Origin of the sequence: Streptosporangium pseudovulgare (assembly GCF_014648055.1) — a bacterium.
GTDB lineage: Bacteria > Actinomycetota > Actinomycetes > Streptosporangiales > Streptosporangiaceae > Streptosporangium > Streptosporangium pseudovulgare.
Genome location: NZ_BMQJ01000018.1, coordinates 36,526 through 48,762, shown reverse-complemented (window position 1 = coordinate 48,762; position 12,237 = coordinate 36,526). Strand labels below are relative to the sequence as shown.

Genomic DNA, 12,237 nt, shown 5'->3' with positions numbered 1-12,237 from the left:
GCACGCTCCCTACTGGATGACGATGCAGCAGCAGGACGAGGATGTGGCGATCGAGGTGAACGCGCTGCAGGCGGAGGCGCCGGTCTCGGGAAGCGCGACGCCGTCGCGCATCGCGGTGACCGACAGCTCCTCCAGAGCCAGGTCCTCCAGGTTGAAGGTCAGGTTCGGCATGGGGTTTCATTCCTTTCCGTACATGTGCGAGTGCGGCTGGCGGGTGGAAGGGAAGCGGCGGGCACCTCCTTCAGTCCAGGGCGCGGCGGCCGAAACCGAGCGCGCCTGCGACCGCGAACCCCGCGCCGGCCACCGCCATGACCAGCAGGCAGAGCCAGAACGCGAGGTGCGGGATCTGGGGGACCATGACCGCGCGCATGGCCTCGCTGACGTAGGTGAGCGGGTTGAGCGCGCAGACGACCTGAAACCACGGCAGCCGCTCCAGCTGCGGCCAGGGGAACTGGGTGGCCCCGGTGAACATCAGCGGCGTCAGCACCATCGCGAAGACGGTGTTGATGCCCCGGGGCGAGACCGCGGTGCCCAGGGTCATCCCGATCGCCGAGCCCACGAAGGCCCCCAGGGCCATGACGAGCAGGGCGGGCGGCACGGAGGCGAGGGCGATCTCGGTGCCCGGCAGGACGAGCAGGCCCAGCGGGATCATGACCGCTCCGGCGAGCAGGCCGCGAACCGTGCCGAAGAGCATCTTCTCGACGGCCACCAGCCAGATCGGCAGCGGCGCCAGCAGCCGGTCCTCGATCTCCCTGCTGTAGGAGAAGTCCAGCGTCAGCGGCAGCGCGGTGTTCTGCAGCCCTCCGATGAAGGCGTTGAGCGCGATGACTCCAGGCAGCAGCACCGCTCCGAAGTCGCCGCCGACGTAGCCCAGGTCGCCCAGGACCGTGCCGAAGACGAACAGGATGAACAGCGGCTGCAGCACCACCTGGGTCAGGAAGGCGGGCAGCTCGCGCCAGGTGACGACGAGGTCGCGCGTGAGGATGGCGGCGAAGGAGCGCGCCACGGGCGGCCGGGGGGTCGCGGCCCTGGCCTCGTCGATGGTGGTCATCGCAGTTCCCGTCCGGTGAGGCGGAGGAAGACGTCCTCCAGGCCGAGGCGGGCGAACTCCACCCCGGCGAGCGTGAGGTCGTGGCCGGCCAGCGCCTTGACCACGGTGGGCAGCACCTCACCGGGATCGTGCGAGGTGTACAGGCGTACGCGCCCGCCCGGCAGCTCCTCCACGCGTTCGACGGTCTCGACGGCGGCGAGCGCCGCGGCCGCCGCGCCCTCGGCCGAGTCCAGCGCGAGCGTGAGGGTGTTGCTGCCCGGCAGCTCCCTGACCAGGGCGCCGGGGGTGTCCAGCGCCAGCACCTTGCCGTGGTCCAGGATGGCGACCCGGTCGCAGAGCTTGGCCGCCTCGTCCATCTGGTGCGTCGTCAGCACCACGGTCACGCCGCGCTCGCGCAGCTCGGCGATGCGCTCGTGCACGAACAGCCGTGACTGCGGGTCCAGCCCGCCGGACGGCTCGTCCAGGAACAGCACGCGCGGCTCGTGCATGAGCGCCCTGGCGATCATCACGCGCTGCGCCTGACCGCCGGAGAGCCGGTCGGTGCGGTCGCCCGCGCGGTCGGCCAGGCCCATGCGCTCCAGCAGCTCGTCGGCCCTCCTGCGCCGTTCGGCGCGGGGCACCGCGTGGTAGGCGGCGTGGCACTGCAGGACCTGCCGGATGCTCAGCGAGCGGTCCAGGTTGGTCCGCTGCGGCACCACGGCCAGCACCTGCCTGGCCCGCGTCGCTTCCCGCAGCACGTCGAGGCCCTCGACGACCACCCGGCCGCCGCTGGGACGCACCCGCGTGGTCAGCACGCCGACCGTGGTGGTCTTGCCGGCCCCGTTCGGGCCGAGCATGCCGAAGACCTCTCCGTGGCGTACCTCGAAGCTGATCCCGTCGACCGCGGCACGGGGATTTCCCCGGTAATTCTTGGTGAGATTCTCGACCTCGACAGCGTTCATTTCTTCACCGATACCGATCGCGTCGTGGAAACGGGCGAAGCGTATTCACGTGGGCTCCCGACAGTCAAGGTCCGAAAATTGGCCGACCGCTGTCGGTACACTTTTCCGACGGCATGGTCAAGACAGCAGAAAAGCTGTCAGGTGATCGCGGCGGGACGCGGCCCATACTCCGGGAGTCGAACTCCAGCACCTGGGAGGTGAATCATGTCCCCTGCGATCATTACCGCCGACTTCGGCCTCGCCGACCTGGATCTGTCCAGTCTGCAGGTGACGGCCATGCGTGACGCCGTCGCCCTGCCCGAGACCGGCGCCTCGTCAGGATCGTCGAGCTGCGGCGGTTGCTCCACCTGCGGCTCGTCGTCCTGCTGCGGCGGTACCGAGATCGAATGATTTGCCGGCCGGGACGCCGCTTCCGCCGGAACTGCGCCCCGGCCATTCAAGAATCCTTTTGCGCGCTTGGACGGGTACGTATGATCGACGTTGTCTGCCATTATTACGAGGACTTCAAGGCGCCGTTGTTACGGCAATTCCTCATTCCGCTCGCGCGGTCTTTTCCCGGCAGCGTCCACCTCGATCGGCATTGGTTGCGCGGGCCGCACGTCCTCCTCCGCTTCCACGGTCCTGGCGATCACGCCCGGGCCGCGGAGGAGGCCGCCGACGCCTGCCGACGCCACCTGGCGGCCTTCCCCTCCACCGCCGTGGTGGATCCGGCCGAGCTGGTACGGCAGGCGGAACTGGCCGGGCGCGCCGAGCTCGTGCCCGGGCCGTACGCACCCCTCCACCCTGACAACTCGGTGCTGGTGCGCCCTGCCGACCTGGCTCCCCTGGCCGACCTGCTGGGCTCGCGGGCCGCCGTGCTCGAGCGGTGCGAGCTGCTGGCCCTCGGCCTGGGCGCGGTGGAGCGGTCACTCGAGCTGGCCGGCGACCCCGGCTCCCGCGTCACCCTCGCCCTGGTCGCGATGACCGCCCATGCCGCCGGCTATCCGACCGGGCTGGGAGCGGGCTACCAGTCCTTCCTGTCGCACGTGGCCGACCATCTGGCCTACGAGGATCCCGACGGCAGCCTGGAGGCGGCCTTCGAGCGCCAGTGGGCCGAGCGCGGCGCGGGGGTGACCGAGCTGGTCCGCACCGTCGCGGAAGGCGGGGTGCTGCCCGGCCGGCTGGAGGGCGTCGCGGCGGCCTGGCGCGCCTGGTCGCGTGACGCGTCCGCGCACGCCGACGCCGCTCTCGACACCGCCGCCCTGGTCCGCGACCGTAACGGGTACGCCGCCGTCGCCGCCCGTTTCGGCGGCGACACCGAGATCCGGTGGGACTTCACCCGCCGCCACTACAGCGAATACCACCAGCTGCTCAACCGGTCCGGGTTCGAGAAGGTGGCGTTGAGCAGGCCCTTCGGGCTCTACCGTTTCGGCACCAACGTGCTCTACCGCCTGCTGGCGCTGTGCGACCTGCGGCCTGTGGAGCGTTACCTGGCCGCCTACCTGTTCAGTGAGGCGGTCGAGCGCATCACCGGGCGGACGTGGCGCGAGCGGCTGGGCGGAGTTCCGGCGTGAGCGCGGAGACGGTCCTGCGGCTGCGCCCTGTGGTGCGGGCCGGTCGCCTGCCCGCGGGTGTGCACCTGCGGTCGTGGAGCGGCGCGGTCAGCCTGGAGGGGGCGGCCGGGCTGTGGCCGCTGTGGCAGCGGCTGGCGCCGTTGCTCGCAAAGGGGGTGAGCGAGCGCGATCTCGACGCGCTGTGCCCGGAGCCGGCTCTGCGGGAGGCCGTGCGGATGCTGCTCGATCGGCTGCGGGAGCACGACCTGGTGGTGGCGGTACGGCCCGGCGACGGCATGCCGCCGGCCGTACGAGGATGGCTGGAATCGGCGGCGCCCGACCCGGACGCGGCGTGGCGCTCGCTGGGCGCGGCCACCGTGACGGTGCGGGGCGAGGGGCGGCTGGCGGAGGCGGCGCGTGACGCGCTGGCCCGCTGCCATATCGGTGCCCGCACGGCACCCGCCTCGGACGGCCTCACGCTCATCGCGGGCGTACTGGTGGTCCGCGCCGCCGGCCTGGGCCCGACGGGGTTCGTCACGCCCGCCCTGCCCCCCGCCCAGGCCGCCGCCCTGGCCGACGCCCTGACCACCCGCCTCGCGGGCCCCCCGGCCACCACTCACCTGCCCGACGCCCCGGCCACCCCTCACCTGCCCGGCGCGGGCCACGGGCTCGCGCCCGATGCGATGCTGGCCGAGCTGCTGGGAGCCGCGGCGGCCGACCGGATGGCGAGGGCGATCGCCGGATGGCCCGCCAGGTCCGGCGAGGTCCTGCTCGCCAAGGCCGACCCGCTGGAGGCCTCCTACCGCCCCTGGCCTCCGGCCGCCCCGGTCTCGCCCGCCCACCGCGTCACGCTGGAGGAGGCGCTCCGGCGGGCCGCGCTGCTCACCGACCCCGACCTCGGAGCGCTGCCCCCCGCCATCCCGGACGGCCACCCCCAGCTCCCCCTCGGCCTGGTCGTCTGCCCGCTGCCCGGCCGCGAGGTCACCGGAGCCGGTCCCACCACCGACACCGCCCATCTGGCGGCCGTTCAGGCCGCCGCCCAGGCGCTCACCGGCGAGGACCCGGCGCGCACGGCCGTGGGCGCGGACGAGCTGCACGCCTGCGGCGTCCTCCTGCGCCACCTGGCCGACCGCCTGGCCGCCGGGCTCGCCCCGTGGCGCGGCCCGGTCCCCGGCAGCCACTGGTGGCGCGTCCTGACCCGCCGTCTGGGCCGCGCCGTGCGGCTGTGCCTGCGCGACCTGGACGGCGCCTGGCACGCCGAGATCGTCGACAGCGGCGGCTCCCGCCTGGGCTGGGCGGTCGAGCGCGACCGTGATGAGGCGGCGGCCATGGCCGCCATGGCCGCAGTCGGCACGCTCCTGGCACCGGGACCGGTCACGCCGGTCTGCGGAGCCATACCCTGCCCCGATCTCACCCCGGAGGAGCGCGACGGCGATCTGGGCCGGTGGTTGTGGCCCGCCGCGCTCTCCGCGCACGAGGAGGAGCTGCAGGCCCGCCTGAGCGAACTGACCGGCTGCCTGCCTCACCGCGACGAACGGCCCTGCGCGGTGAGCGCCGCGGGCTTCCAGATCTGGCGGAGCTGAGCATGGACTTCGACGTCGTCGTCCTCGACACCTGGACCCTGGAATCGATCACCGAGCTGGCCGCCCGCGCCGTGGACGGCGGGCCCGCCGTCCTTCCGGTGCGCTGCGACGGCGGCCTGGTGCTGGTCGGCCCGCTCACCGGACCGGGAACGAGCGCGTGCGTGGCCTGCGCCGAGCACGCCAGGATCCACGCCCTGCCCGGCCATTCCCCGCACACCGGCCAGGTCATGGGCGGCTCGGTCCCGCCGACGGTCGCCGCCCTGGTCGAGCGCCTGGCGAAGCGACCGCAGGACGGCGTCATGTGGGCGATCAGGGGCGAAAGTCTGGAGGTCTCCACCCACCGGGTGCGGCCCTTCGGCGGCTGCCGGGTCTGCGCACCACTGCCCGACGACTCCCCGCGCCCGATCACGATCGCCTCGCACCCGGTCACCGGCACCGGCCTGCGCGAGGCCAACCCCCGCACGGCCGGCGCGGGCGGGCTGCGTGAGGTCCTGCTGGACTGGCGGGTCGGCCCGGTGCTGCGGCTGTTCCGCTGGGGCTCACGCAGCCTGCCCCTGGCCAGCGCCGAGTTGCCGGGCGCCGCCGACTCCTCCGAGGCGGGGTACGGCAGGGCGGAGGACTTCGCCGACGCCGAGCGGGTGGCGTTGTTCGAGGCGCTGGAGCGGCTGACCGGCATGACGCCGCGCGGCAGCCGTACCGTCGTGCGCGCCGCCCACGCCGAGCTCGACCCGCACGTCGCGGTCGATCCGGCCACCCTCGGCCTGCACGAGCCGGAGTTGACGGACCATCCGGCCTTCCGCCTGACGCCCTACGCTGCCGGCCTGCCGCTCGCCTGGGTCCACGGCTGGTCGCTGACCCACGGGCGCGACCGGCTGGTGCCCGAGGAGCTGGTGTACTGGCGGCTGCGCGGCAGGCGCTCGATCTACGACTCCTCCAACGGCTGCGGGCTCGGCTCCAGCCTGGCCGAGGCGATTCTGTACGGACTGTTCGAGGTCGCCGAGCGCGACGCCTTCCTGATGGCCTGGTACGCCCGCACCCCGCTGCGGCGGATCGCCACCCCGATGGAGGACCCGCAGATCTGCCGCCTGGCCGACCGGCTCGGCTCGCTCGGGCACGATCTGCTGCTGTTCGACGCCACCAACGACTTCGGCGTGCCGGCCGTCCTCAGCATGATCCGCCGACGCGTGCCGGATCCGCGGCGGCCGAACGCCCTGTTCGCGGCCGGGGCCCACCATGACCCGCTCACCGCCGTCAGGTCGGCCGTCGTCGAGGTCTACATCAACGCCAGGAACGCCGCGGATCCGCGCATCGTCTCCTTCGACCCCGACCGGCTGCAGCCCATGCTGGAGGATCCCACGCTGGTCCGCACGGTCGACGACCACGTCTTCGTCAACGCTCTGGCCGAGGCCGCCCCCTGGCACTCCTTCCTGAGCGGCGAGGAGACCCCCGTGTCCTGGCGCGAGGTGTGGCCCCGCCGCCCCGCCGTACCCGACCTGGGCGAGTACCTGTCGGAGTGGGTGGCGCAGCTGGCGGCGCGGGGCCTGGAGGTGATAGCGGTCGACCAGAGCGAGCCGGTCACCCGCGAGCGGCTCGGGCTGCACGCCGCCAAGGTGATCGTGCCGGGGTCGCTGCCGATGACCTTCGGCCACGTCTACCGCCGCACCCGCGGCCTGCCCCGGCTGCTGGAGGTGCCCGCGAGGCTGAGCCGCCTGCCCGCGCCGCCGCGCTACGACGACCTGCCCTTCCACCCCCATCCCTTCCCCTGACGTGAGGACCGCCGTGGACACCTGGACGAGCCTGCATTGCTTCGTGCACTGGTCCGTGGAGCGGACCGACGATTTCCTCACCGGTGTCCTGGGCCCGCTCATGGCCGCCCGCCGCACGTCCGGTTGGTTCTTCATCAGGTACTGGGAGGGCGGGCCGCACCTGCGCGTGCGCGCCCTCGGCGTCGGCGACCCGGCGGAGCTGGAGCGGGCGGTGGCGGACGCGGTGGCGGACGCCCTGCCCGCCGACCTGCCCGCCGACGCCGGCTGGACGCCGCACGGGATCGTGAAGTCGATCGCCTACGAGCCGGAGACCGGCAGGTACGGCGAAGCCGAGGGCATCGGCGTGGCCGAGCGGGTCTTCTGCCGCTCCACCGAGACCGCCGTGGAGGCGTTGTCAGGGCGCTTCCCGCAAGGACGGATGAGCGCCGCCATCCGCCTCGTCCGCGCCACCACGCTGGGACTCGGCCTGGACGAGCGGGCCGCGGCGGCCTGGCTGCGCAGGCACGCGGCGAGCTGGCGGTACACCGGCGAGGTCGAGCTCCTGCCGCCCGCCGTGCCCCTGGCGCGCACCGCCAGGCTCGTGGCCGGCCAGGGCGAGGCGCTGCGCCACCTGCTGGCCGCCGCCGAGGACGACGATCTGTGCGTCCGCTGGAGCCGTACGGTGGCCGAGGCGGACGGCGAGCTGGCCGCGCGCGGGCTCGACGAGGTGCGCCGGCTGTGGATCTGGGCGTCGCAGCTGCACATGCTCTGCAACCGTCTGGGCGTCCAGCCCGACGAGGAGCGCGCGGTGTGCTGGCTGGTCGCCGCGCTGTTGGCCGCCGACGCGGGAACCGACCAGCGCTACCTGGAGGAGTCGAAGTACCCGCCGGGGATCCTGCCGTCGCTGCCCGACGACTCCCACGGCGAGCCGTCCCAGGACCGGCCGCCGATGCCCGGACTGCCCGAGGTGCGCCTGCCGGAGGGCCCGCCGCTCAGCCTGCCGCTGGGCGAGGCCCTGAACCGCCGGGCCTCCTGCCGTACCTTCACCGGCCCGGTGGGCGCCGCGGAGCTGGGCTCGCTGCTGGGCCTGGCGTTCGGCGCCAGGGCCGACCGCACGCTGCGCTTCGGCGACGGCCCCGCCCATGCCTACCGGCGCCGCCCGTTCCCCGGCGCAGGAGCCAGGTACGGCACGCGCCTGCGTCTGGTCGTGCGCAAGGTCGAAGGGCTGGACCCGGGCACCTACCACGTCGGCGAGGACGGCCGCGCCCTGCGACGGCTCGGAGCGCCGCCGGCGGACGACGAACTGGCGGCCACCTCGATGTGGCTGACCTCGGCGCAGGTGGACGAGCGGCTCGGCCTGATCGACGTCACCCGCGTGCCCGCCGTCCTGCTGCTGACCGCCAACCTCGACACCCACCGGCCCAGGTACGGCACGCGGGCCCTGCGCTTCGCCCTGCTGGAGGCAGGCCACGTCGCGCAGAACCTGACCCTGGCGGCGACCGCGCTGGGGCTGGGCACGATCACCCTCGGCGGTTTCTACGACGACCTGGTGCACGAGCTGTTCGGGCTCGACGGGGTCGCCGAGAGCGCGCTGTACCTGCTGCCGGTCGGCCTTCCCGGCTGAGCCGTCAGCCGAGCAGGCCGTCCTCACGGGCGCAGCGAGCCAGGTCCACCTTGGTGTAGGCGCTGCGCCCGCAGTCGGCGTACTTGCGTTTGATACGTTCCAGGTACTTCTTGGCCGTGGACGGCTGGATGCCCGCCCGGCGCGCGGCGGTCTCCAGCGTGAGCCCGGAGGCGTAGCCGAGCAGCACCGCCCGTTCCTGGCCCGACAGCTGCGGGCCGACCCCCAGCAAGGTGCGGATGGCGGGCGCGAGCCGGCCGGGCGCGAGAGCGGACTGCGCGGGCGCCTCCACGAGGGTGGCGTCCTCGCCGAGCGCGAAGGCGCGGTGGCCCGCGGCGCGCAGGAGCCGGAGGGTCTCGGCGCCGTCGGGCGGCCCGGCCAGGGCGGCGTCCACGACGATCACGTCCGCCCGGTCCCCCTGCCGCTCGGTCAGCTCGGGGAGGCCGCCGGCCCTGGCCAGAAGCCTGCAGCCGGGGTCGGCCGCCAGCGAGGCGATGGCGATGACCAGCAGATCGGGATTGTCGATGATCAGGGACACGGAGATCATGGGCGCTCCAGGCGGGGAGGGGTGCGGTCCCGGTGGCGGATCCGGCGGTGGATCCGCCACGGAGGCTAGACCACCCGAATGGATCACGACTGGACGCCGAATGGATCACCGTCAGCCGGTGGCTCCGGCGACGAGCGTCTCGATCTCTCCCATCTCATGCCGGTTGCCGATCCTCCCGTACAGTCCCCTGGCCTCCTCCCACGCCGCCAGGGCCTGCGCGTTCTCGCCCAGCATGACGTGGGCGATGCCGAGGGCCTTCAGCACCATGGCCTGGAGGTGCAGCACCCCCAGCTCGCGGAAGACCCGCAGGGAGAACAGCAGACGCTCGCGCGCCTGCTCGAAGTGGCCGTTCACCAGGTCCCTGGTGGCCAGGCTCCGCGAGACGATGGCGCGGGTGATCTCGCCGGCCATCTCCTCGCTGAGCTCCTCGGCCGTGTCGAGGAAGGAGTCGGCGTCCGGCTGCCCGGTGAGCACCCCGCTCTCGCCGAGCACGACCAGCGCCAGCAGCTCCTTCAGCCGCACTCCGAGGCTCCTGCTGAGCCGCAGGCCCTGCAGCAGCGCCTCGCGGCTCTCGTCGTAGCGGCCCTGGTAGTGGCGGACCATGCCGAGCGAGCGGAGCGCCGTCAGGTGCAGCCGGTTCACCTTGCGATCCCTGGCCCGCTCGACCACCTGCTCGAGGTGCGCCGAGGCGAGTTCCAGCTCGCCGCGCTCGCGGTAGGAGAAACCCAGGCCCGCGTGGACGAAGTCGAAGCCCGCATCGTGGCCGTGCTCCCTGGTCAGCCGTTGCGCCAGGTGCATCAGCTCCAGACCCTCCTCGCCGTGCCCCTCGGCGAGCACCGCGGTGCCCAGCATCGCGAGCGCATGGATCTCGCCGCGGACGTCTCCCACCGAGCGGAACAGGTCGAGCGCGATCTGGGCGTGCTCGTGCATCGCGAGCGGCTGGATCATCGGCACGCTGAACAGGTAGGCGAGGTTGCGGGCCATCACCGCCCGCCCACGCGGAACGTCCTCGCCACACGCCGCCATCGCGACCGCGTGCACCGCCTGGCTCTCCTCCAGCAGGTCGCGCATCTCGTGGAAGCCCACGCACGCCTCGGCCAGGTTCCACGCCAGGTCAGCTCGTCCCTCGCGAGCGCTCTGCGTGATCACGACCGCCAGGTTCGCCCGCTCGCTCTGGAACCATTTCACCGGATCGTCCAGCAGCAGGCCGGTGTGCTCCGCCGGCAGCCTCCTGCGGGGCGCCGGACCGCGCAGCGCGGGCAGGGTCCGGTAGGCCAGTTCCGTGTCCGCCTGCTCGGCGAGCGAGAGCCAGGTCGCGTAGGCCCTGACCCTGGCCTCCTCCCGCGCGGCCTCGTCGTCCTCCAGCGCCGCCCGCTCTGCCGCGTACAGCTTGATCAGGTCGTGCATGCGGTAACGCGGCTCGCCCGTCTCGTCCTCGTCGGCGACCGACACCAGCTGCACGTCGATGAGCTGGTCGAGAAGGCGCTCCGCCTGCTCCTGCGGCTCGTCCAGGAGGGCCGCCAGGGTCCAGTCGGCGAAGTCGGCGACGTCCAGCAGCCCCAGGACGCGGAAGGCCCGCCGTACGGCTGGCGGCAGCGCGTCGTAGCTCAGCCCGAAGGTCGCTCGCACCGCCAGGTCACCGGCCGACAGGTGGTCCAGCCTGCGGCGCTCGTTGCTCAGCTGCCTGCGAAAACGTTCCAGGCTCAGCTGGGGCTGGGCGGCCAGGCGGGCGCCCGCCACGCGGACGGCCAGCGGGATGTGGCCGCACGCCTCCAGGATCGCGCGGGCGGCGTCGCCCTCACCCCTCACCCGCTGCTCGCCGATCAGGTGCACGAGCACGTCCATCGCCTCGTCGGCGGTGAAGACGTCGAGGTGGAGCCGGTGCGCGCCGCTCAATCCCATGAGCCGCGACCGGCTGGTGACCACCGTGGCGCAGGTGGCGGCGCCGGGCAGCAACGGGCGCACCTGGCTCTCCTCCACGGCGTTGTCCAGCACCAGCAGCACCCGGCGGCCCGCCATCCTGCTGCGGTACAGCGCCACCCGGTCGTCGAGCTCCTTGGGGATGACAGACCCGTTCACGCCCATGGACATCAGCAGCCGGTGCAGCACCGCCGCGGGATCGGCGGCGGGCCGGTCGGTGCCGTGCAGGTCGACGAAGAGCTGGCCGTCGGGGAAGTTCTCCCGCACCAGATGCCCCAGATGCACGGCCAGGGTGGTCTTGCCGACGCCGCCCAGCCCGCTGACCACCGCCGTCGGCATCGCCGTACGACCGTCGGCCGGGGAGCCGAGGATGCGCGACAGCGCCGAGAGCTGGCCGAGCCGGCCCGAGAAGTCGCTGATGTCGGGAGGGAGCTGGGCAGGGACGGGTAATCTTCCCCACCCCGGCGCGACCGGCTGCCGGCCCGCCTGCGGCTTGGCGGCCTGCTGCTTGCCCGGCTGGAGCGTGTCGGCGTGCAGGGCGAGCTCGTGGGCGGCACCGAGCTGCGCACCCGGCCGCACGCCGAGTTCCTCGTCGAGCCTGCGGCTGATGTCGCGGTAGTGCATCAGCGCCTCGGCCCGCCTGCCGGTGGCCAGGTAGAGCTCAATGAGGACGCTGTGAACGCGCTCGTCCAGCGGCGCCATGCGGCCTATCTCCTCGGCCAGGGGCAGCACGTCGACCGCGTGCCCGTTCAGGACGGCCGATTCGGCAAAGGTCTCCAGGGCGACGATCAGCTCCTGGGCCAGTCCCGCCAGCAGCGGATGCCCCACCAGGGGGCGCAGCTCGGCCAGCGGCCGGCCGCGCCAGAGCGCCACCGCCCGCCGCACCGGATCCTGACCGCCACCCTGCCTGGCCAGGGCGCGAAACTCCCAGAGGTCCACCTCGACCTCGTCGGTGCTGAGCAGGTAGCCGTCGCCGACGCGCGGGAGCAGGCGGCTGGCCACGCGGCTGGGGCGATCGGGTTCGAGGATGCGCCGCAGCCGTTTGACGTAGGTGTGCAGGACATTGACGGCCGTGGCGGGCGATCTCTCGCCCCACAGGATGTCGACCAGCTCTGACATCGGCGCGCAGCGTCCCTCGGCCAGGGCCAGCACGGCCAGGACGCTTCGCTGCTGGGCCGGCCCGAGGTCGAGTTCCGCCTGCCCGCGATGAGCACGGAGGGAGCCGAGGATCTCTATCCGCAACGTCACCCACGGCAGTATGGAGGCAATCGTGACCAAGATCCAGGGCCCCCACGGG

General features: G+C 73.3%; 10 protein-coding genes. 5 read left to right on the top strand and 5 right to left on the bottom strand.

Annotated features, from left to right (window positions below; genetic code table 11):
• Nucleotides 1-9: 9 nt before the first annotated feature.
• The 3 genes from IEZ10_RS29900 to IEZ10_RS29890 form a co-directional block, all read right to left on the bottom strand.
• A complete protein-coding gene (locus IEZ10_RS29900; RefSeq protein WP_189249868.1) occupies nt 10-171 on the bottom strand; it encodes a thiazolylpeptide-type bacteriocin in 162 nt (53 codons plus the stop codon).
• Nucleotides 172-241: 70 nt separating this feature from the next.
• The gene (locus IEZ10_RS29895) at nt 242-1,051 is read right to left on the bottom strand and encodes an ABC transporter permease (RefSeq protein ID WP_189249867.1); all 810 of its coding nucleotides are present in this window, start codon (nt 1,049-1,051) and stop codon (nt 242-244) included.
• Entirely contained in the window at nt 1,048-1,992 is a 945-nt protein-coding gene (locus tag IEZ10_RS29890; RefSeq protein ID WP_189249866.1) for an ABC transporter ATP-binding protein, read from the bottom strand. Before IEZ10_RS29890 ends, IEZ10_RS29895 begins: the two co-directional genes overlap by 4 nt.
• Nucleotides 1,993-2,196: 204 nt before the next feature.
• Here IEZ10_RS29890 and IEZ10_RS29885 point away from each other — a divergent pair, with 204 nt between their 5' ends.
• The 5 genes from IEZ10_RS29885 (at nt 2,197) to IEZ10_RS29865 (ending at nt 8,476) form a co-directional block, all read left to right on the top strand.
• On the top strand, nt 2,197-2,382 hold the full coding sequence (locus IEZ10_RS29885) for a thiazolylpeptide-type bacteriocin (RefSeq protein ID WP_189249865.1): 186 nt from the start codon (nt 2,197-2,199) through the stop codon (nt 2,380-2,382).
• An 80-nt stretch (nt 2,383-2,462) separates the two neighbouring features.
• The gene (locus IEZ10_RS29880; protein WP_189249864.1) at nt 2,463-3,545 is read left to right on the top strand and encodes a lantibiotic dehydratase C-terminal domain-containing protein; all 1,083 of its coding nucleotides are present in this window, start codon (nt 2,463-2,465) and stop codon (nt 3,543-3,545) included.
• A complete protein-coding gene (locus IEZ10_RS29875; RefSeq protein ID WP_189249863.1) occupies nt 3,542-5,107 on the top strand; it encodes a hypothetical protein in 1,566 nt (521 codons plus the stop codon). Before IEZ10_RS29880 ends, IEZ10_RS29875 begins: the two co-directional genes overlap by 4 nt.
• Nucleotides 5,108-5,109: 2 nt before the next feature.
• Nucleotides 5,110-6,873, top strand: a complete 1,764-nt coding sequence (locus IEZ10_RS29870; protein ID WP_189249862.1) for a TOMM precursor leader peptide-binding protein — start codon at nt 5,110-5,112, stop codon at nt 6,871-6,873.
• 13 nt (nt 6,874-6,886) lie between these two features.
• Entirely contained in the window at nt 6,887-8,476 is a 1,590-nt protein-coding gene (locus IEZ10_RS29865; RefSeq protein ID WP_189249861.1) for a thiopeptide-type bacteriocin biosynthesis protein, read from the top strand.
• A gap of 4 nt (nt 8,477-8,480) precedes the next feature.
• Here the strand turns inward: IEZ10_RS29865 and IEZ10_RS29860 are convergent, their stop codons facing one another.
• Nucleotides 8,481-9,020 carry a response regulator transcription factor gene (locus tag IEZ10_RS29860; protein ID WP_189249860.1) on the bottom strand — a complete coding sequence of 180 codons (540 nt, stop codon included), beginning with the start codon at nt 9,018-9,020 and terminating at the stop codon, nt 8,481-8,483.
• Between the two features lie 111 nt (nt 9,021-9,131).
• A complete protein-coding gene (locus IEZ10_RS29855; RefSeq protein ID WP_189249859.1) occupies nt 9,132-12,188 on the bottom strand; it encodes an AfsR/SARP family transcriptional regulator in 3,057 nt (1,018 codons plus the stop codon).
• Nucleotides 12,189-12,237 lie beyond the last annotated feature (49 nt).

Excerpts from the sequence above, each read along its gene's own strand:
- IEZ10_RS29900 (WP_189249868.1), bottom strand. The coding sequence starts at position 171 with ATGCCGAACCTGACCTTCAACCTGGAGGACCTGGCTCTGGAGGAGCTG.
- IEZ10_RS29895 (WP_189249867.1), bottom strand. The coding sequence starts at position 1,051 with ATGACCACCATCGACGAGGCCAGGGCCGCGACCCCCCGGCCGCCCGTG.
- IEZ10_RS29890 (WP_189249866.1), bottom strand. The coding sequence starts at position 1,992 with ATGAACGCTGTCGAGGTCGAGAATCTCACCAAGAATTACCGGGGAAAT.
- IEZ10_RS29885 (WP_189249865.1), top strand. The coding sequence starts at position 2,197 with ATGTCCCCTGCGATCATTACCGCCGACTTCGGCCTCGCCGACCTGGAT.
- IEZ10_RS29880 (WP_189249864.1), top strand. The coding sequence starts at position 2,463 with ATGATCGACGTTGTCTGCCATTATTACGAGGACTTCAAGGCGCCGTTG.
- IEZ10_RS29870 (WP_189249862.1), top strand. The coding sequence starts at position 5,110 with ATGGACTTCGACGTCGTCGTCCTCGACACCTGGACCCTGGAATCGATC.
- IEZ10_RS29860 (WP_189249860.1), bottom strand. The coding sequence starts at position 9,020 with ATGATCTCCGTGTCCCTGATCATCGACAATCCCGATCTGCTGGTCATC.